Below are 19,723 nucleotides of genomic sequence, written 5' to 3'. Positions count from 1 at the left end.
AGCTGATGAAAAGGGGGCCAGTTATTGGCCCCCTTTTTTGTTCCTTCTGTGCTGGCCTCTTCGCGGGCTCGCCCGCTCCCACAGGTACACCGCAGCCCTCAGGCTCTGTGCGATCCCTGTGGGAGCGGGCGAGCCCGCGAAGAGGCCGGAAAAACCAACATCAATGGTGAGCCTTGTACTCCCCACCCGCCAGCAGATGCCGGATCTTCACCTCAACCCCATCGGTCTGCTGCATCCGCACCCGCGCCTCGATCTTCAGTTCACCCCGGGTTACCCGGTGGTGATGCCGCAAATGCTCCAGCCACGACTCCTCGAAGAAAAACTCCAGCCACACCGCCGGGTCCGCACTGTCGCGCATCAACCCCCACGACAACGCGCCATTGCGCTTGCGCATCGCCTCCAGCTCTCGCGCTGCCTGCTGGAACGCCTCGGCCTTGGCCGGGTCAACGTGGTACTCCACGGTGACCATCACCGGCCCGCTTTCCTTGTCCATGTCGTCGCTCAGCAGCGGCACCGGCCAATGCAGTGACGGCGTCAGCTCCTCGGCTGCGGTTTCCGGCAGCGTCACCTTGCAGGTCAGCAGCGTGCCCAGCGCCAGGCCACCTGCAGCCAGCAGCAGGCTCGAGGTGATCGTTGCATGGCTGGCCAGCGTGCCCCACAGCAACCCGCCGCAGGCCATGGCACCAAAGAAGATCAGGATGTACACCGACAACGCCCGCGCCCGCACCCAGGCCGGCACCGAGGTCTGCGCCGCCACCTGCAGGTTGGACAGCACGGCAATCCACGCCGCGCCGCTGAGCAGCATTGCCGGCAGTAGCACGTAGAAGTTGCGCACCAGCGCCAGGGCCAGCAGGAACAGGGCATACAGCAGGCTGGCAAGCAGCACCAGGCGGTCGCGGCTGATGCGTTCGCGCAGGCGTGGCAGCAAGGTGGCGCCGGCCACCGCACCGATGCCGATGGCCGCCAGCAGCACGCCGAAATCGGCGGCGGTGCCGTGCATCTCGCCACGCACGATCAACGGCAGCAGCGAGGTGCCGGCGCTGGCGCAGAAAAAGAACGCCAAGGCGCGCAACATCACCGCCTGCAAGGGTTTGGCACTACGCGCGAAACGCAGCCCGGTGCGCATGGCGCCGACGAAACGCTCGGCTGGCAGCAGCGGCTCCTTCACCTCGCGCTTCCACAGGAACAGCACCAGGATCACCCCGGCGAACGAGATGGCATTCAGAGCGAAGGTCAGCCATGGGCCAACCATGCTCACCACCACGCCCGCCAGGGCCGGGCCAATGGCGCGCGACACGTTGATACCGACACTGGATAGCGCCACCGCATTGGCCAGGTCGTCCTTGCCCACCAGTTCCGGCGTCAGCGCGCTCCAGGCCGGCATCATCAGTGCCGTGCCGATGCCCAGCGCCAGGGTCAGCACCAGCAGCAGGGTGACGTTCATCAGCCCGAGCAGGGTCAGGGCCGCCAGCACCACGGCCACCGCGGACATCCACAGTTGTACCAGCAACAGGTAGCGGCGCTTGTCGACGATATCCGCAGCCGCACCGGCCGGCAGGGCAAGGAAGAACATCGGTAGCGAGCCGGCTACCTGGATCAGGGCCACATGCAACGGGCTGGCCGACAGCGTGGTCATCAGCCAGCCGGCGCCCACCTCGTGCATCCAGGTGCCGATGTTGGAGGCGATGGTGGCAATCCACAGCATGCGGAAGGTGGTGTTGCGCAATGGGCTCCAGGCGCCTGAAGGGGACGTGCTCATGTCAGAAGCTGCCTTTGAGGGGGTATTCGATGATCAGGTAGATCCGGTCGATATCATCGCCGGCCTGGGCCTGGTTGGCGCGGTGGCTGACGTGGGAAAACGCCAGGCTCAGGTCCTTGGCTGCGCCCGACTGCACCACGTATTTCAGGTCGATGTCGCGCTCCCAGTGCTTGCCGCCGTCGCCGTACTGGCCCACATAGGCGCCGCCCGCCGGGGCATGGCTGCCGTCGATGCCACGGCCGCTGACGTAGCGGCCCATCAGGCTCAGGCCGGGGGCGCCGAGGGTGGCGAAGTTGAGGTCGTAGCGCAGTTGCCACGAGCGCTCGCCGGGGCCGTTGAAGTCGGCGTACTTGATCGAGTTGGCCAGGTAGATGGAGTCGCCGCCGACGAAGTCGAACGGGGTGTCGCCCTCGACCTTCTGGTAGGCCAGGCTCAGCGCCTGGGCGCCGAAGCTGTACCTGGCCAGCAGGCTGTAGGCGAGGGTATCGATTGCCCCGGCACTGGCATTGCCGGTGTCGCGCGTCTTGTACAGGTTGCCGTCCAGGCGCCAGTTGCCCTCGGCCAGGTTCAGGTTGAGGTAGGCCTGGCGCCAGGTATCCTCCAGCTGGCCAGCGTACAGCGCGCCACCGAATGGCCCGTCGGGAGCGAACGCGGCACCGGCCAGGCTGATGGCACGCTTGTCGGTGGTGGCGCCGTAGCCGCTGAAATCATCATGGCTGGAGCTGTTGTCCTGGTTGTTGAAGGCAGTGAAGCGCCCGGCCTGCAGGCGCCAGTCGGGCAGGTCGGTGTTGTCCAGGAACCAGCCGGTGGCGTACTCCGGGTGCAGGCGTTTGTCGCTGGTGTCGAACACCGGGGTTTCCACGGTCATTTCGCCGTAGCGTAGTTGGGTGTTGCCCAGGCGCAGCTTGAGTGCGGCGCCGGCGCTTGAGTAGTCGGACTCGGAGCGGCCATCGCTGTCGCGCGGCAGCAGACCAGTGCCGGCATGGCCGCGGCCGCCGTCGAGCTTGAGGCCGAGAAAACCGTGGGCATCGATACCGGCACCGAGCGTGCCCTCGGTGAAGCCGGAGCGGATCTCGCCAATGAAACCCTGGGCCCATTCCTGGCGGTAGTTCTGGCCGCTACCGGACGGTGAGCGGAAGTCGCTGTGCAGGAAATAATTGCGGCTGAGCAGTGACCAGCCGGGTTCGTCAGCCTGGCTGAGCGCCGGGTACAGGGCGAGGGTGGCGAGCAGGGCGCGGCCTGGTCCGTGGGTGGCGCGGATCATGGGGGCTCCAGGGGGGATGATCCGGGATTGTGGATGAAGGATAGGCAAGGGGGCTTGTATGTGTGTGCTCTGGCTGGTTTGCCTGTTCCGGCCTCTTCGCGGGTAAACCCGCTCCCACAGGTACTGCACAAGCCTTGGAGCTAGTGGCCTTGGAGCTAGTGGTGACCCTGTGGGAGCGGGTTTACCCGCGAAGAGGCCGGCACAGGCGGCAACCGGCTCAAGCCATGTCGCTGATCGCAAACTCCTCGGCCAGATGATCGATCAGCGCCCGCACCGACGGCAGCAAGCCCCGCCGCGACGGGAAGATTGCGTGCACGATGCCGCAACGCGGGTGCCAGTCCGGCAACAACTCCACCAGCCGTCCCGCCGCCAGGTCCTCACGCACCGCCACCCGCGGCAGGTGCGCAATACCCACCCCCGCCACCACGAAATGGCGCAGGGCAAACAGGTCGTCCGTCACCATGCGCGGTGTATGCGGGATGACGATGCTGCGGCTGCTGTCCTCACCCTGGAACAGCTCCCACTGGTATTCGCGCTGGGCACTGCCCCAATGCACGCTGGGCAGCGTGCCGAGCAGCTGTGGGTCAAACCCCTTGGGCAGTTGCTCCAGATACTGCGGCTGGCCGACCAGGCACTGGGTACTGTTGCTCAGTACCTTCATCACCATGTCGGTGTTCTCCAGCGGCGGAAAGCGCACCCGCAGGGCGATGTCGAAACCCTCGTGCAGCAGGTCGACGCGGCGGTTGGTGCTCTCGATGAACAGCTCCACCTGCGGGTACTTGAGCATGTAGCGGGTCAGCATCGGCCCGACCCAGGAATTGAGCAGGGTAGTCGGACAACTGATACGCACCAGGCCGCGCGGCTCGCTGCGGTTGCGCTCGATGATCTCTGCCGCACCCTCGGCTTCCACGCGCATGGCCAGGCAGCGGTTGTAGTAGGCCTGGCCGATCTCGGTGAGCGAGCAGTGACGACTGGTGCGATGCAGCAGACGCACGCCCAGGCGGTCTTCGAGGTCGGCGATGCGCCGGCTGAGCTTCGATTTGGGCATGTCCAGCGCCCGGCCAGCCGGGGCGAAGCCACCGTGCTCGACTACCTGGGTGAAGTAGTAGAGGGAGTTGAGGTCTTCCAATGATCGGTCTCCAGGTACTTGGTTGCCTGTGCCGGCCCTTTCGCGGCTAAAGCCGCTCCCACAGGTACTGCACAGGGCTCAAGCCCGGCGCCATCCCTGTGGGAGCGGCTTTAGCCGCGAAGAGGCCGGCACAGCCCCTGCAAATCTATCGTTCATAAATCAGAACGCTAAAGCCAAATTCTGTTATCTACCGCCACAAAGGTGATGATTTTAATCTGTGCCCATCAACGCGAAACACCCCCGAATGCTGAAAAATTCATAACCCTCAGGAGCACAGACCATGAGCAAATTCACCTACAACCGCCTGAACAAAGACGATGCCGCTGTCCTGCTGGTCGACCACCAGGCTGGCCTGCTGTCCCTGGTCCGTGACATCGAGCCGGACAAGTTCAAGAACAACGTGCTGGCCCTGGCCGACCTGGCCAAGTTCTTCAACCTGCCGACCATCCTCACCACCAGCTTCGAACAAGGCCCCAACGGCCCGCTGGTACCAGAGCTGAAGGCCCTGTTCCCGGACGCCCCGTACATCGCCCGCCCAGGCCAGATCAACGCCTGGGACAACGAAGACTTCGTCAAGGCGGTGAAGGCCACTGGCAAGAAGCAGCTGATCATTGCCGGTGTAGTGACTGAGGTCTGTGTAGCGTTCCCGGCACTGTCGGCCCTGGAAGAAGAGTTCGAAGTGTTCGTGGTGACCGATGCTTCCGGCACCTTCAACGAAATGACCCGCGATGCTGCCCATGACCGCATGAGCCGCGCTGGCGCGCAAATGATGACCTGGTTCGGCGTGGCCTGTGAGTTGCACCGCGACTGGCGCAACGACATCGAAGGGCTGGCGGCGCTGTGCTCCAACCACATTCCGGATTATCGCAATCTGATTACCAGCTACAACGCGCTGACTGCGGGTAAGTAACAGCCCGTTAGTTGAATGCAAAAAGGCCGGCTTCCTCTGCAGGAAACCGGCCTTTTTGTTGCACTTTGTTCCAGCCGTTGACCTGTATGGAGGGCGTTGTTAGCGTTTCACCCGAGTGCGAAGCCAGTTGTCATTCAGCGGCAGTAACTGGATCAGGAACCCCACCGATGGCTGAATCATCAGTGTAGGGTGAGACCTCCACACCCCGGCTTGAGGGTGTGTATATGAATATCAAGCATCAGATGGGGCCACTGGAAACAGTGGCCCTTTTCCGTGACTGGTACTGACATTCCCTTCAACACACCCCCTGTGGGAGCGGGTTCACCCGCGAAGAGGCCAGCAAAGACAACATCAATTCATGGGCTGCGACTCAATCCCATCCAGCAATGCCTCAACCAATCCTTCTGCCATTTCGAGCGCATTCAGGTTGCTCCAGAACAGGCTCTTGCCGGTTTCATCCAGGTGTTCCAGGGCTTTGTAGCCACAGTCGTAGGCGCCGCGCAGGTACTGGGCGACATGCACCAGGGCGTCGTGGGCAGAGACGCCCGGGTTTACTGTGAACAAAGGTGGATGGCCGGCATCGCAGCGGCTGAAAGCGCGCTCTTTGGTGTCGGGAAGAGGTGGATTGGGGACAATTTTTTTCATAGCCAAACTCCGATAGAGGTTGGCCGGCACCATCCGTTTCCACGCGAAGGGTGGCGGCTGCACGCGGGGTGGAAAGCCAGGCTATCGGAACCCCGGCAGGCCATTCGGCCTCCCGCGCGCAGCTGCCATGACAACAGCTATTCCGATTTACCTGCCGGGTTTCCACACCCGATCGCTGAACCGACAGCGACCCGGCAAGCCTAGAGAGCAGGCTTTCCCCGGACAATCAGACGGGCTTCGACAAGGTGCGTAGGATAATTCGTCAGATGGTGTGGCTGAGTAGGAAATGGCTCGCAACGAAGTAGGATGCTGCTGATATTTTTGTGCACTGGGTCCGCTGCGCGGCCCTTCGCGGGCACGCCCGCTCCCACAGGAAGAGCGCAAGCCTGGCAAGCGGTGCAGTACGTGTGGGAGCGGGCGTGCCCGCGAAGGGCCGCGCAGCGGACCCAGACAATCTCAAGCCAAAAATACAAAAGAGGGCCTGAGCCCTCTTCCTGAATCGATGCGCCAACCCTCAATCCGCATCCGAATCAAACAACCGCTCCAACTCCGCCCGGGCCTCCTTGGCCGTCTGCATCACCTTGGCCCGGTCATCACGCACCTGCCCCTGGGCCACCAGCACCTCTTCGTCATGCTGGGTAAACCGTGCAATCCGGTCCGCCGCCTGCGCGTCGCTCAACCCCAACCCCACCAATGCCCGGCGGGTCATCTCCAGGCTGGAGTAGAACGTCTCGCGAATCGGCTCGGCGCCGACATCCGCCAACTTGTGCACATGCTGGCGGTTACGTGCGCGGGCCAGCACTTTCAGGTGTGGGTACAGGCGTTTCACCCGTTCCGCGGTGTGAATGGCAGCTTCCGGGTCATCGATGGTAATGATGAAGTATTCCGCCTCGCCCACCTTGGCCGCATGCAGCACTTCCGGGCGCAGCGGGTCGCCGTAGAACACGGGGACCTGTTCGAACATACGGGTCATCTCGATGGTGTCCACCGAGGTTTCCAGGGCAATGAACGGAATCTTCTGTGCCCGCAGGATGCGTGCGACGATCTGGCCCATGCGGCCCATGCCGACGATCACCACCCGAGGCGTGTCAGTCTGGATCTGCTTGTAATGCTCCGGCACTTCACGCACCGGTTGCGGGCGCTTGAGGGCGTGGGCGCAGCCAATCATCAGCAGCGGGGTAATGGCCATCGACAGGGTGATGGTCATCAGCAGCAGGTCGTAGGTCTGGGTGTCGAACAGGCCCTGGTCCTTGCCCAGCTTGAACACCACGAAGGCGAATTCGCCACCGGCAGCCAGCACCATGCCCAGGCGCAGTGCGCTGGCACTGTTCAAGCCACCGGCCAGGCGCCCGACGCCGATCAGCAGTACCAGCTTCACGGCCACCAGCAGCAGGGTCAGGCCCAGCAGCACCAAAGGCATTTCCAGCAGCAGGCGCAGGTTGGCGCCCATGCCGACGCTGATGAAGAACAGCCCCAGCAGCAGGCCCTTGAACGGTTCGATCTGCGATTCCAGCTCGTGGCGGTATTCCGAGTCGGCCAGCAGCAGGCCGGCGAGGAACGCACCCAGGGCCATGGATATACCGGCTTCTTCCATCAACCAGGCGGTGCCAATCACCACCAGCAGGGCGGTGGCGGTGGACACTTCCGGCAAGCCGGTGCGGGCCACGGTGCGGAACACCGGGCGCAGCAGGTAGCGGCCACCGACGATGACCACGGCGATGCTGGCGAACACCTTCAGGCCATGCTCCAGGCTGTCGCCGTGGCTGGTGTCCGGGCCACTGGCGGCCAGCAGCGGCACCAGGGCGATCAGCGGGATGGCGGCGATGTCCTGGAACAGCAGGATGGCGAACGCCAGGCGGCCATGCGGGGCGTTCAGCTGCTTGCTCTCGGCCAAGCTCTGCAGGCCAAGGGCAGTGGACGACAGCGCCAGGCCCAGACCGAGCACGATGGCCGCCGGTAGTGTCTGGCTGAAGCCGAACAGGGCGATGGCGCCGATCAGCGCACCGGTCAGCAGCACCTGGGCGGTGCCGACGCCGAACACGGACTTGCGCATCAGCCACAGCCGCTTGGGCGACAGCTCCAGGCCAATGATGAACAGCAGCAGGACCACGCCCAGCTCGGAAATGTGCGCCACGCTTTCGGTGTCGCGGATCAGGCCCAGCGCCTGCGGGCCGATGATCACACCGGCAAGCAGGTAGCCGAGCACGGCCCCCAGTTGCAGGCGCTTGGCCAGGGGGACGGCGAGGACAGCGGCAAGCAGGAAGATCACCGCGGTTTGCAGAAGGCTGCCTTCGTGTGGCATGGGCTCGTACTCCATGAGCTGCCGGGGCAGCGTCAGATCAGTTTGGCGGACAATTCTGGTGAATGTGGGGGTGCCAGACAATCTGCTGCGAGGAAGACACATTGTCCTGAATCAGGTGACAGTCGTGCTGGCTCTTCGCGGGTGAACCCGCTCCCACAGGTACAGCGGTGTCTTCAAGCCTGCCCAACACCTGTGGGAGCGGGTTCACCCGCGAAGAGGCCGGCACAGGAAATCTGCATACTCAACTGCCACCAAACTGCGCCCGATACTGCGCCGGCGTCATGCCAATCCGCTCGCAGAACACCTTTCTCATGTGCCGGTCACTGCCAAACCCGCACTGCGCCGCCACCACCTTCAACGGAAGGTCGCTGCCTTCCAGCAGCTTGCGCGCCCTGTCGATCCGTGCATTCTGCACGTACTGCAGCGGCGTGATCCCCACCTCGCGCTGAAAGGTACGGGCAAAGTTGCGCCCGCTCATGGCCACCAGGTCGGCCATCTTCTGCACGGTGAAGGCTTGCTCGATATGGTCGACGATGTACGCCTGCACCCGGGCAATCGGCGAATCGTCCCTCGGTATAGCCGCCAGCAGTGGCCCGTAAGGTGTTTGCCCGCCCTGGCGATGGCGGGCGACCAGCAACACCTTGGCCACTTCCAGGGCCAGCGCCTTGCCGTGATCCTCGGCCACCACCGCCAGTGCCAGGTCGATGCCAGCGGTGATGCCGCCCGAGGTAATCAGGCAGCGATCGATCACGTAGATCTGCTCGGTCTCGACCTTGGCCTCGGGGAACGCCTGTGTCAGGCGTTCCAGGTAGTTCCAGTGGGTGGTGCAGCGATAGCCATCCAGCAGCCCGGCCCTGCCCAGCAGGAATACCCCGGTGCAGATGGCGCCGAAGCGTCTGGCCCGGCGCACGGCCTGGGGCAGCCAGCGCTCGATGCCTGGCAGGGTGATGTCATAGGCCCCTGGGCCGCCTGGCACCAGCAACAGGTCGACGGCCTCCGGCAAGTCCTCCAGGCGCAGGTCGGCTACCACTTTCAGTCCGCATGAGCCGCGCACCGCCGTTTGCCCCTCGGCCAAGGTCAGCAACCGGTATTGCCGCTCGGCAGGCAAGAACCGGTTGGCGATGGCGAAGGCATCCATGGGGCCGGTGACATCCAGTAGCAGCACATCATTGAACAGCACCATGGCCACGGTGCGGTGGGCGGATTTTTCCTGCATGGCTCTTTTGCCTTGAATGCCGGCCGCCATTAGCGGCCTGAAGCTGAATACGAAACGCATCTTAAGGTATCGGCAAAACGGCCAGGGCCAGCAGTGCACAATTCACAACTATTCAGGTTTGGCTCAGGACTTTGTCATGTGCCGGGGGCGAGACTTTCTGCATTGAACAGGAGAGTCGCCATGCACCCCGGGAAGCCCCAAGCGCCGCAGCAAACCGTCGGCGCACTGACGCCTGCGCGGTTGCGCCGGGCCAAGGAACTGATGCTGCACAGCTCGTTGTCAATCATCGAAATCGCCGGGGTATGCAACCTCACCCGTAGTCACTTCTCCCGTGCGTTCAAGGTCAACACTGGCCTATCGCCCCAGGCCTGGCGCCTGCTGGCGCGCATGGAAAAGGCCAAGCGCCTGCTTGCCACCGAGGCGCCGATCACCCACGTGAGCCTGGAATGCGGCTTCTGCGATCAGGCCCATTTCACCCGTGCCTTCAGCCGCCTGGTCGGCCAGCCGCCCAAGGCCTGGCGTCAGGCGCAGGTCCACCCTTAAGCCGAACCTATCCGCCGGTATAGCCCCTTGTAGACAGTGCCGGCCCGTTTTCCCAACCCAAGGAGTCACCCCGATGAGCCAACCCGATTACAAGCGCCTGAACAAAGACGACGCAGTGGTGCTGCTGGTCGACCACCAGACCGGCCTGATCTCGCTGGTGCAGGACTTCTCGCCCAACGAGTTCAAGAACAACGTGCTGGCCCTGGGCGATCTGGCCAAGTTCTTCGGCCTGCCGACCATCCTCACCACCAGCTTCGAGCAAGGCCCGAACGGCCCGCTGGTGCCCGAGCTGAAAGAGATGTTCCCGGATGCGCCTTACATTGCCCGCCCTGGCCAGATCAACGCCTGGGACAACGAAGACTTCGTCAAGGCGATCAAGGCCACTGGCCGCAAGCAGCTGATCATCGCCGGCGTGGTGACCGATGTGTGCGTGGCGTTCCCGACCCTGTCGGCGCTGGCAGAAGGTTTTGAAGTGTTCGTGGTGACCGATGCTTCGGGCACCTTCAACGAAACCGTGCAGCAGGCGGCCTGGGTGCGCATGACCCAGGCGGGTGCACAGATGATGAACTGGTTCTCGGTGGCCTGTGAGCTGCACCGCGACTGGCGCAACGACATCGAAGGGCTGGGTAACCTGCTGTCGCAGCGCATTCCCAACTACCGCAACCTGATGAACAGCTATGCGGCCTTGAGCGCCCGTTGATGTGAACCTGTACCGGCCTCTTCGCGGGCACGCCCGCTCCCACAGGAACCGTGCAGTTTTCAGGCTGTGCACTCTCCCTGTGGGAGCGGGTTCACCCGCGAAAGGGCCGGTACAGGCTCAGGAAGGATTCACAGGCAGCGTAAAGCGAATCCGGCACCCGCCCAGCTCCGACACCAGCGCCTGCAACTCCCCTCCATGGGCCTGCACCACCGAGCTGCAGATTGCCAAACCCATCCCCATGCCGCCGATCTTGGTGGTATGAAACGCATCGAACACCCGCTCACGCTCATCCGCAGCTATCCCCGGCCCGTTGTCGTCCACGCAGACCTCCACATCATCCCCGACCACCGCCAACGCAATGCGCAGCACCCCATCGCTGCGATACCCCGCCAGCGCCTCCAGGCCATTGGTAATCAGGTTGAACACCAACTGCTGCAACTGCACCGGGTCGGCCATCACGCTCACCCCTGCCTGCAACCGCGTCTGCACTTCCACCGTGCCCTTGGCGGCATCGGCCGAGGTCAGGCGCACCACTTCGCGGACCAGTTCGTCCAGCTTCACCGCCTTGAGTTGCATTGGTGACTGCTTGGCCAGTGAGCGCAGCGCACGCACGATGTTGGCGGCCCGTTCGCTGTCGTTGCGGATGTCCTCCAGACCGGCAATCGCCTCTTCCAGGTCGGGCTTGGCGCGCTTCAGCCAGCGCAGGCTGGCAGCGGCGTTGGAAGCGATGCCCAGCAGCGGCTGGCTGATCTCGTGTGCGATGGACGCCGACAGCTCGTTCATCACCTGCAGTTGCGCGGCGCGCGCCAACTCCGCACGGGAGCGGCGCAACTCGGCCTCCATCTGGGCGCGGGTCTGGTTGTCTTCGGCCAGGCGCGTGTAGAACTTGGCAGTCTGCAGCGACACTGCCGCCTGCGAGGCGAGAATTTCCAGCATGGCCAGGCGCTGGCCACCGAACAGGTTCGGCACCAGGCGGTTTTCCAGGTACACCAGGCCGATCAGCACGCCCTGGATCACCAGCGGCAGGCATAGCACCGAACGGGCGTTGCGCGCCTGCAGCTGCTCGCGGAAGGCCTCGGGGCAATCGCGCTGGGCATCATTGAGCACCAGCGGCTTCTTGGTGCGCATGGTGGCGTTGACGATCGACAGCGGCGCCTGGGTCATGAACTTCTGGCAGTCGTCCATGCTTACGTGCAGCCCGCCGTCGTCGATGTGGGCGAGGGCAGCCATCTGGAATTCGGCGCCGCTGACGATCAACAGCGCACCATGATCGGCGCCGGAGTGCTGGGTCAGGTGGCCCATCAGGGTTTCGATCAGGCCTTCAAGCAGCACTTCCTCGGACAGTGCCCGTGCTGCTTCGATGCCGACTTCCAGGTCTAGCTTGGCCTGGTGGGTGGCGCGGTAGGTTTCCTGGATCGGCTGGGTGCGCAGGAACGGGTGCAAAGCCTCCAGCTGGTGCACCTTGCCGGTCGCGCCCCAGATATGGAAACAGTCACGGGCAATACGCAGGTGCAGGTTGGCGCCGGAGATCAGGCCGCTGGGGATGCACACCTCGGCCAGCTGTTCGTGGGCCAGCGCCTGCTCGTGGATGAAACCGGCGGCGGTGGCGGCGATCTGTGCCTGGTCGAAGCAGCGGATGGCGGCCAGGCCGTCGCCCTCGAGCTTGGCGATCACGCCTTCGATCAGCAACAGCTTGTTGCGGAAGGTGGCCGGGTTGAAGCTGGCCCAGCGGTCGAAGCGCTCGCGCAGGGCCTGCAGCTCGCGCAGCTTGTCGGCCAGGCTGCCAGCGGCCTCGGGGCTGCCCAGGGCCAGGCCGCGGAACAGGTGATAGTCGGCCAGGTTGATGTGCGCCGGTGCCGCCCAGGTGTTGTCTCCGGCCAGTGCCAGGTTGCGCATGGCCTGCGGGATATTGCCCAGATAGAAGGCGCTCATGCCGGCCAGCAGGTACTGGAAGAACCGCGTGGTGGGCGATTTCGAGACTGCGCCCGCGGCCGGGCAGGGCGTGCCGCTCAAGTTGGCGATGAATGCTTGCTGGGCCTGCAGGATCTGCTCGATATCGCGGTAGCCATGGCGGCGTACGGTGGCCAGGCCTTGCGCCACTTCCTCGACCACGTCCGGCAGGCAGCGGCCCATGAACAGCGAGTCGGAAACCAGGTGGTTGCAGGCATAGCAGCTCATCGCCAGGTCGCCGCTCAGGCGCACCGAGTCGACCGCGTCCAGCGCGGTGCGGCGGGCGAACTCCATGGGCGAGGTCCAGGCGCTGACCTGGTCCAGGGCCAGTAGCGCGCTGGTCAGGTCAGCCTCGAAACCGTGCCGCTCGATCAGCTTGAGCGCGGCCAGGCAACAGGCATGGCCGTCATGGTAGGCGCCGAAATGCTCGGCAATCATCACCCCGTACCAGGCCATGCCGTAGGTGCTGCCCGGGGCAACGCCGTGCAGCAGCGACAGCTCCATGAGCTTGGCCAGGTGCAGGAAGCAGATGTCGTCCTTTACGAAAAACGATGACGACAGGGTGGCCAGCAGGCTGATCGCAACCGTCACTTCCTCCGAATCGGTGCACGGCAGCGACTCCAGGCAGTGCCGGCCTTTCTGTTCGACCAGCGCCTGTACCCGGGCATGACTGGCTTCGATCTGTTGCCAGTCGCCCCCCCGCACCGGGCTTGTACCCAGCAAGTCCAGGCCGGAGAGGGCGCTGTCGATGGCCGCCTGATAGTCGCCGCGCAAGGTGTACAGCAGAGCCTGCAGCCGGCACACCCGCGCCTGGTCCAGCGCCGAGCGTGCGCGCTGGCGGCATTCAGTGATGCGGGCCTCGGCCGCGATCATTCGCGACAGTTGCATGTCGCACTCCGTCGCCATGCAGGCGATGGCAAAGCCATGCGTGGCGCGGCTTTCCAACGTGGCGCCGTGGTGCAGCAACTGCTCGGCCGTATGCAGGTAGCCAGCGGCCTGCTCGAAGGCGCCGTCGTCGCGGGCGCGTGATGCTGCTTCGCGTAAAAGCTGCAGGAACGCTTCGCAGTCGTCCGCTGCAAACCCGTATGGGCTGGCGCGTTGCAGCTGGTTGGCGAGCTCGAACAGCACCTCGTGCAAGTCATCTCGCCAGGCGTGGCGCATGGACAGGGCAATATGTGCATGCAGCGAGGCACGCTCGTGCTCGGGCGTGAGAGCGTACGCGGCCTCCATCACCCGCTCGTGGGCGAAGCCCAGGCCGTTCTGGCCCGTTTGCAGGAAACCCGCGCCAATCAAGGCTTTCAACGGTTCGCCGGGCACTTTGGCGAGGACTTGGTGAAGCAGGCGTTCATCGCAACGGCTGCCCGCAGCGCCAGCCACCCGCAGCAGGTCGCGCTGCGGTGCCGGCAGGCGCGCCAGGCGGTGGATCAGCAGGTCGGCGACATTGTCGGAATAGCGATGGCGGGCCACGGCCTGCAGGCACCATGACCAGCGCATGGCCTGGGTGTCGAAGGTGAACAGCTGGTCCTCCACCATGGCCCGGAGGATCTGATTGATGAAGAACGGGTTGCCCGCCGTCTTGCCGTGCACCAGTTCGGCCACCTGAAATGCGTCCTCGGGGCCGACGTGGTAGCGCTCGCCGATCAGCTCGGTTACCGCCCCAACGCCCAGGGGCTGCAGGTTCAGTGTGGTGCTGCGCACCGTTGCTGGTAGGGCAAGGGGTGTACTGCCGGCTGGCGCATCATTGCGCCGGGCGAAGATCAGCAACAGGTTGCCGGGTGCGTGAGCGAGCAGTTGCGCCAGCAGCTGCTGGCTGGCGTCGTCGGCCCACTGCAGGTCATCGAAGAACAGCACCAGCGGCTGGCCGGGGCGGCTGAACACCTGCAGGAATTCGACGATCGCGCGCTGCTCCTTCTGCAGTGCCAGGCGCGTGGGCTTGGCCGGCAGATCGGGCAGGGGGCCGAGGATCAGGTGCAGGTCTGGCGCCAGCTTGCCGAGCAGTCGGCCATGGCCTTTGATGCGGCGCAGGATCTCGCGGCGCAGGGTGTCGAGGTCCTGGCTGTTCTTGGCCAGCAACTGGGTGGTCAGCGCGCCGAGAATTTCGACCCAGGGCGCGTAGGACACGGACTGGGCAACGCTGTTGCACTTGCCGATGGCCCAGTAGCCTTTGGCGTTGGCCTTGAGAGCTGCCTCGACCAGGCTCGACTTGCCCATGCCGGCGGCGCCGTTGATGAACAGGGCATGTGGATTGCTGTCGCGGCGCAGGGCCTTGAGCAGCATGGCAATGGCTTTCTGTTCGGCGCAGCGGCCATACAGGCGTGCACGGCTGGGCGTGACCGGGTCGGCACAGCCTGGTTCGAAGGCCTCCATGGTCTTGCTGGCATCCCACTGCCGCTGGCAGTGGGCCAGGTCCACCGCCAGGGCGCGGGCACTCTGGTAGCGGGCGTCCGGCTCTTTGGCCAAGGCCTTGGCCAGGATTCGGCTGAGGGGTTGCGGCACATTGCTGTCCACTTCGCAGGCCGCCCGCGGCTGCACGCCGGCGTGCAGCTGGCGCCAGTGTTGGGTGTCGCGCCCGGCCAGCGGCAGTTCGCCCAGCAGTAGCTGGTAGAGGATCGCGCCCAGGGCATAGATGTCGCTGCGTCGGTCGCTGCTGCTGCCGTGCGGGCAGACCTGTTCCGGCGCCAGGTACGCCCAGTTGCCGAGCGGGGTGCCCTGTTCGCTGATCAGCTCCGCCGGGTCGGCGCGAAAGCAGCCCAGCCGCACTCGCTGATTGGCGTGCAGACACACATGCTCGGGCTGCAGCGCGCCGTGCAGTACATTGCGTTCGTGCGCCTGGGCCAAGGCATTGGCCGCGTTCACCGCGATCTCGAGAAACGGCGCCAGGGCCGTCGGGCCTTCAGCGATCAGGTCAGCGAGGGAGCGGTCGGCCGGGTACACCAGCAGCGGGCCTTCGGCCGAACGTACGAACGCCGAGGGGATCACCGCCCACTGCGGGTCCAGTTGCAGGCGGTAGTCACGCTCCAGGCGCTGGCAGGCGGCTGGGGCCTCGCGCGGGGCGCGTACGGCTATCCAGGCCTGGTGGGTGGCAGGGTCTTGAAGACGGAAGTAGCTGAGCTCACCTTCCTGGCCGAGCGCGCTGATATCGCACCGGTTCAGCCAGCCCTCATCCACCGACTGGTCGTAATCGATGGGCCTGTGGGCAAGGCGTTCATCGAGCATAAAGCACCCCCTGCTAGCGACATCATGAAGCGCGAGTATACGCAGCCGGCCCAGTACGGATGCGGGCTGCAGCCGGCCTGGCAGGAACGGGCACGCTGTTGTCCGTTATCGTCCCCTGGGGGCTGGCGGGCTTTTGTATAGTCCTCAAGCCAACCTATCCCTCGGGATAATTGTCTGAATGCGTACGCAGGCCTAGGCTGGCGGGGCTGCGAATACGCCTGTGCCCGCGCGAGGAAGCCATGATCCGAATCGGTAATGCCCAGGTGTCGCTGGAGCGGCGCGAAGCCTTTGTTGACGGCAAACCGGTCCTGTTGGGCGGGCGTGCCTTCGAGGTGCTGGCCACGCTGATCAGGGCCAATGGCCGGGTGGTCGGCAAGGAGGAATTCTTCAGCCAGGTATGGGCCGGCACGGTGGTCGAGGACAACAACTTGCAGGTGCAGGTGTCTTTGCTGCGCAAGGCCTTTGGCGACCGCGGCCTGATCCAGACCGTGCCGCGCCGGGGCTACCGCCTGGCCGCCGAGATCAGCCTCGAAGTACCTGGCAAGGCGCTGGACAAGTCGCCGTTGTGCGCTGTGGCCGACACTGTCGAGCTGTTCGATGAGCGCTTGAACGTGCCGGTGCTGGTGGTGGATGACGACCCGTCGGTGCGCACGGCGTTGGGCCGTCTGCTGCGCTCGCAGGACATCCCGCATCATTTGTTCGCCAGTGCCGAGGCACTGTTCGAGGCCCGCCTGGAAACCCCCTATGCCTGCCTGTTGCTGGACATGCACCTGCCCGATACCAGCGGCCTGGAGGTGCAGGACGCGCTGCGCCGGCTGGCGCTGCCCTGGCCGATCGTGTTCATGACCGGCTTCGGTACCATCCCGATGACCGTCCAGGCCATGCGCGCCGGGGCCGTGGAGTTCCTGACCAAGCCGTTCGACGAAGACCAGCTGCTGACACTGTTGCAGGCGGTGCGCACACGTGCCGTGGCCGAAGGGCGCAAGTGGCGCCATGCGCGGCAGGTCGAGGAAAAATACCAGCGCCTGACCCAGCGCGAGCGCCAGGTGTTCTCGTTGGTGGTCGGCGGCCTGTCGCACAAGCAGATCGCCAGGCAGATCGGCACCAGCGAGGTGACGACCAAGGTGCACAAGAAGAACATCATGAACAAGATGCAGTCCCGTTCACTGCTGGAGCTGGTGGCCATGCACAACGTCATCGGGTTGCAGCCTGAGGGCCTGGGCGGCGCATGAGCAGAGCGGTGTGCATCGTCGACGACGATGCGTCGGTGCGCAAAAGCCTGGCCAACCTGCTGCGTTCGGCAGGGCTCGAGACTTTGTCGTTCGCTGCGGGGGACCTGTTCCTGGCCTCGGCATTGGCACGGCAGGCGGGGTGTGTGCTGCTCGATCTGAAGATGCCTGGGATGAGCGGGCTGGCGGTGCAACGCGAGCTGGCCCGGCTGGGGTGGGGTTTGCCGGTGATCTGCATGTCGGCGCATTGGGATGAAGGGGCGGTGCGGGCGGCGATGGCGCTTGGGGCACTGGTGTGCCTGGGCAAGCCATTTTCCGAAGAGGTGCTGCTGAAGGTGGTTGAGGATGCTTTGGTGGGTAGCCAGTGAAGCCTGTAGCGGCCCTTTCGCGGGTGAACCCGCTCCCACAGGTACTGCGCTGGTCTCAAGAACTGTGCAGTACCTGTGGGAGCGGGCAAGCCCGCGAAGAGGCCGATAGCTTCAACCGCCATCTCAGCACACTTGCGCAATCAATATGCTTGTAGCGAGGTAATGCTCGCCGCAATCTAACTGCTCCCTGGCCGGTACTGCAGCGCCTCGGCAAGATGCGCCCGGCCAATTGCCTGGCTACCCTCCAGATCCGCCAGCGTTCGCGCCACCTTCAGCAACCGGTGTGCCGCGCGCAACGACAGGGACAGCCGCTCACAGGCCCCCTCCAGCCAAGCCTGGTCCGCCGCCGCCAACCCACAATGGCGGCGCAATCCCTCAAGGTCGAGAAACGCATTCGCACACCCCTGCCGCCGCTGTTGCACTTCGCGCGCTTCGGCCACCTTGGCCGCGACATCGGCACTGGTCTCGCCGCAGGGCTGGTTGTTCAGCGTGGTGCTCTCCCGGGCCACGGTCAGGTGCAGGTCGATACGGTCCAGCAGCGGCCCGGACAGCTTGTTGCGATACCGCGCGATCTGCTCGGTGCTGCAGCGGCAGCGGCCGGTAGGGTCGCCCAGGTAGCCACAAGGGCAGGGGTTCATTGCCGCCACCAGTTGGAAACGTGCGGGGAAACGCACCTTGTCGCGGGCCCGGGCAATCACGATCTCGCCCGACTCCAACGGCTCACGCAACACTTCCAGCACCCGCCGCTCGAATTCCGGCAGTTCATCCAGGAACAGCACCCCATGGTGGGCGAGGGTGATTTCGCCCGGTTGCGGCCGGCTGCTGCCGCCGACCAGCGCCGGGCCGGAAGCGGAGTGGTGCGGATGGCGAAAGGGCCGCTGCGGCCAACTGCTCAGTGGCGTATGGCCGCTGACCGACTGGATCGCCGCCACTTCCAGTGCTTCGTGCTCGTCCAGCGGTGGCAGCAGCCCCGGCAGGCGGCTGGCGAGCAAGGTCTTGCCGGTACCGGGAGGCCCGGTGAACAGCAGGTTGTGCGCCCCGGCCGCCGCTAGCAGCAGTGCGCGCTTGGCTGCCAGTTGGCCCTGCACCTCGCTCAGGTCCGGGTACGGGCGTTGCTGCAGGATCAGCCCGTTGGCGGCATACGGCGGCAACGGCACCTGGCCGTTCAGATGGGCGACCAGCTCCAGCAGATGCCCCACCGCATACACCACCAGCCCGCCTGCCAGGCTGGCTTCCTCGGCGTTCTCCCGTGGCACCACCAGCGCCCGGCCGGCTTCGCGTGCCGCCAGTGCCGCGGGCAACACGCCCTGCACCGGGCGCAAGTTGCCAGACAGCGCCAGTTCACCCAGGCATTCGACTTCGGCAAGGGTGGCCGTTGGCACCTGGCCATCGGCGGCGAGAATGCCCAGGGCAATGGCCAGGTCATAGCGCCCGCCATCCTTGGGCAGGTCGGCGGGGGCGAGGTTCTGGGTGATGCGCCGCTGCGGGTAGTTCAGGCCTGAGTTGACGATGGCGCTGCGTACCCGGTCCTTGCTCTCTTTGACCGTGGTTTCCGGCAGGCCGACCAGGGTGAGATGGGGCAGGCCGTTGGCCAGGTGGGTTTCGACGCTGACGGCTGGTGCCTGCACGCCCACCTGGGCGCGGCTGTGGACGAGGGCTAGGGACATGGACGCTCCGTTGTCGCTGAACAGGGCCGCTTCCTGCGGCTTTGCAAGCATAGCGAGGGCGGCCCGGGTCGGCGCAAGAAGTGTGCGTCGTAGTTTTTCAGGCAGGGGTTGCCCCCTGCATTCTCACCCCGTTGGGTTCGTGCCTGCTGCACGCCCGAAGAACTCAGGCGCGGACATAAACCCAGGCGGTCAGGCCCGAAGCGAGGGTGACGGCCACGCGCTTGTAGTCGGCGACTTCATAGCGGTCCGCTGCCGCCAGCTCTTCTTCGCTGATCTGGAAGACCATGCCGGCCACGCTGTCGTCGGTCTGGCTGCTGGGGGTAACGATAGGGTGATGGGACTTGCCGCTGGCTGCCAGCACGGCCGGGTCGGTGATCTCGACCCAGTCCTGGCGGTAGCCCAGCATGCGGTCGGCCTGCCCGCTCAGTTCGCGGCCGAAGTTGGCCAGTTGCACGGCCTTGTCCTGCAGGGTGCCGTAGGAAAACAACAATACCGGGTAAGCGCTGGAGGGCTGCATTCACTCATCCTGTGGGGTCGGGTCAAGCCGGGCTTCCAGCTCGGCTACTTGTTTTTCCAGGGCCTCGAGGCGTGCACGGGTGCGCGCCAGTACGACCATCTGGCTGTCGAATTCTTCGCGGCTCACCAGGTCCAGCTTGCTGAAGGCACCTTGCATCAGCACCTTGAACTGGCTTTCCAGTTCGGCGCGGGGCTGGGCGGTATCACTGCTGAACAGGCGCGAGGCCTGGTCGCTCAGGGCGTCGAGAAGGGCTTTGGGCGCAAGCATGGGGCTGTCCACTGAAACTGAGAAATGGCCGGCAGTGTAGC

The 19,723-nt window shown here is 64.9% G+C and carries 15 protein-coding genes; 5 read left to right on the top strand and 10 right to left on the bottom strand.

The window, feature by feature from the left end:
- Window positions 1-160: 160 nt before the first annotated feature.
- The 3 genes from MKK04_RS25660 to MKK04_RS25650 all read right to left on the bottom strand — a co-directional run bounded on the left by MKK04_RS25660 (window position 161) and on the right by MKK04_RS25650 (window position 4,152).
- Window positions 161-1,759 (bottom strand): MFS transporter, encoded by a 1,599-nt coding sequence (locus MKK04_RS25660; protein WP_241106090.1) that lies wholly within the window; start codon window positions 1,757-1,759, stop codon window positions 161-163.
- Window position 1,760: 1 nt separating this feature from the next.
- Window positions 1,761-3,023 (bottom strand): OprD family porin, encoded by a 1,263-nt coding sequence (locus tag MKK04_RS25655; RefSeq protein ID WP_241106089.1) that lies wholly within the window; start codon window positions 3,021-3,023, stop codon window positions 1,761-1,763.
- A gap of 217 nt (window positions 3,024-3,240) precedes the next feature.
- Window positions 3,241-4,152, bottom strand: a complete 912-nt coding sequence (locus tag MKK04_RS25650; RefSeq protein ID WP_046613664.1) for a LysR substrate-binding domain-containing protein — start codon at window positions 4,150-4,152, stop codon at window positions 3,241-3,243.
- A gap of 280 nt (window positions 4,153-4,432) precedes the next feature.
- Between MKK04_RS25650 and ycaC (MKK04_RS25645) the strand changes: the two genes are divergently transcribed.
- Window positions 4,433-5,062, top strand: a complete 630-nt coding sequence (gene ycaC, locus MKK04_RS25645; RefSeq protein WP_013974760.1) for an isochorismate family cysteine hydrolase YcaC — start codon at window positions 4,433-4,435, stop codon at window positions 5,060-5,062.
- A gap of 351 nt (window positions 5,063-5,413) precedes the next feature.
- On the opposite strand, the gene MKK04_RS25640 is transcribed toward ycaC (MKK04_RS25645), so the two are convergent.
- From MKK04_RS25640 to MKK04_RS25630, 3 genes are all read right to left on the bottom strand, one after another.
- A complete protein-coding gene (locus MKK04_RS25640; RefSeq protein WP_015272306.1) occupies window positions 5,414-5,707 on the bottom strand; it encodes a hypothetical protein in 294 nt (97 codons plus the stop codon).
- Window positions 5,708-6,221: 514 nt separating this feature from the next.
- Window positions 6,222-8,009, bottom strand: coding sequence for a monovalent cation:proton antiporter-2 (CPA2) family protein (locus tag MKK04_RS25635; RefSeq protein ID WP_233694026.1), 1,788 nt, complete (start codon window positions 8,007-8,009; stop codon window positions 6,222-6,224).
- A 241-nt stretch (window positions 8,010-8,250) separates the two neighbouring features.
- Window positions 8,251-9,225, bottom strand: coding sequence for a GlxA family transcriptional regulator (locus MKK04_RS25630; RefSeq protein WP_241106088.1), 975 nt, complete (start codon window positions 9,223-9,225; stop codon window positions 8,251-8,253).
- Window positions 9,226-9,405: 180 nt separating this feature from the next.
- Between MKK04_RS25630 and MKK04_RS25625 the strand changes: the two genes are divergently transcribed.
- Together MKK04_RS25625 and ycaC (MKK04_RS25620) are read left to right on the top strand one after the other, a co-directional pair.
- Window positions 9,406-9,768 carry a helix-turn-helix domain-containing protein gene (locus MKK04_RS25625; protein WP_207837534.1) on the top strand — a complete coding sequence of 121 codons (363 nt, stop codon included), beginning with the start codon at window positions 9,406-9,408 and terminating at the stop codon, window positions 9,766-9,768.
- A gap of 73 nt (window positions 9,769-9,841) precedes the next feature.
- Window positions 9,842-10,468, top strand: coding sequence for an isochorismate family cysteine hydrolase YcaC (gene ycaC, locus MKK04_RS25620; protein WP_004375560.1), 627 nt, complete (start codon window positions 9,842-9,844; stop codon window positions 10,466-10,468).
- A gap of 117 nt (window positions 10,469-10,585) precedes the next feature.
- Here the strand turns inward: ycaC (MKK04_RS25620) and MKK04_RS25615 are convergent, their stop codons facing one another.
- Window positions 10,586-15,634 carry a trifunctional serine/threonine-protein kinase/ATP-binding protein/sensor histidine kinase gene (locus MKK04_RS25615; RefSeq protein ID WP_241106087.1) on the bottom strand — a complete coding sequence of 1,683 codons (5,049 nt, stop codon included), beginning with the start codon at window positions 15,632-15,634 and terminating at the stop codon, window positions 10,586-10,588.
- Between the two features lie 239 nt (window positions 15,635-15,873).
- On the opposite strand from MKK04_RS25615, the gene MKK04_RS25610 reads away from it, so the two are divergent.
- The gene (locus MKK04_RS25610) at window positions 15,874-16,866 is read left to right on the top strand and encodes a response regulator (RefSeq protein ID WP_233687594.1); all 993 of its coding nucleotides are present in this window, start codon (window positions 15,874-15,876) and stop codon (window positions 16,864-16,866) included.
- Entirely contained in the window at window positions 16,863-17,231 is a 369-nt protein-coding gene (locus tag MKK04_RS25605) for a response regulator transcription factor (protein WP_207837528.1), read from the top strand. The genes MKK04_RS25610 and MKK04_RS25605 overlap by 4 nt, the downstream gene beginning before the upstream one ends.
- Before the next feature lie 176 nt (window positions 17,232-17,407).
- Here the strand turns inward: MKK04_RS25605 and MKK04_RS25600 are convergent, their stop codons facing one another.
- The 3 genes from MKK04_RS25600 to MKK04_RS25590 all read right to left on the bottom strand — a co-directional run bounded on the left by MKK04_RS25600 (window position 17,408) and on the right by MKK04_RS25590 (window position 19,682).
- Window positions 17,408-18,898 carry a YifB family Mg chelatase-like AAA ATPase gene (locus tag MKK04_RS25600; RefSeq protein ID WP_063912194.1) on the bottom strand — a complete coding sequence of 497 codons (1,491 nt, stop codon included), beginning with the start codon at window positions 18,896-18,898 and terminating at the stop codon, window positions 17,408-17,410.
- Window positions 18,899-19,061: 163 nt separating this feature from the next.
- Complete coding sequence (locus MKK04_RS25595) at window positions 19,062-19,415, bottom strand: gamma-glutamylcyclotransferase family protein (protein ID WP_241106086.1); 354 nt, start codon at window positions 19,413-19,415, stop codon at window positions 19,062-19,064.
- Window positions 19,416-19,682, bottom strand: a complete 267-nt coding sequence (locus tag MKK04_RS25590; protein ID WP_207837577.1) for an accessory factor UbiK family protein — start codon at window positions 19,680-19,682, stop codon at window positions 19,416-19,418.
- Between the last annotated feature and the right edge of the window lie 41 nt (window positions 19,683-19,723).

This window comes from Pseudomonas sp. LS.1a, assembly GCF_022533585.1.
In the GTDB taxonomy this organism is placed as follows: Bacteria; Pseudomonadota; Gammaproteobacteria; order Pseudomonadales; family Pseudomonadaceae; genus Aquipseudomonas.
The sequence above is the reverse complement of the archived record's forward strand: the minus strand, read 5'-3'. Positions and strand labels throughout refer to the sequence as shown.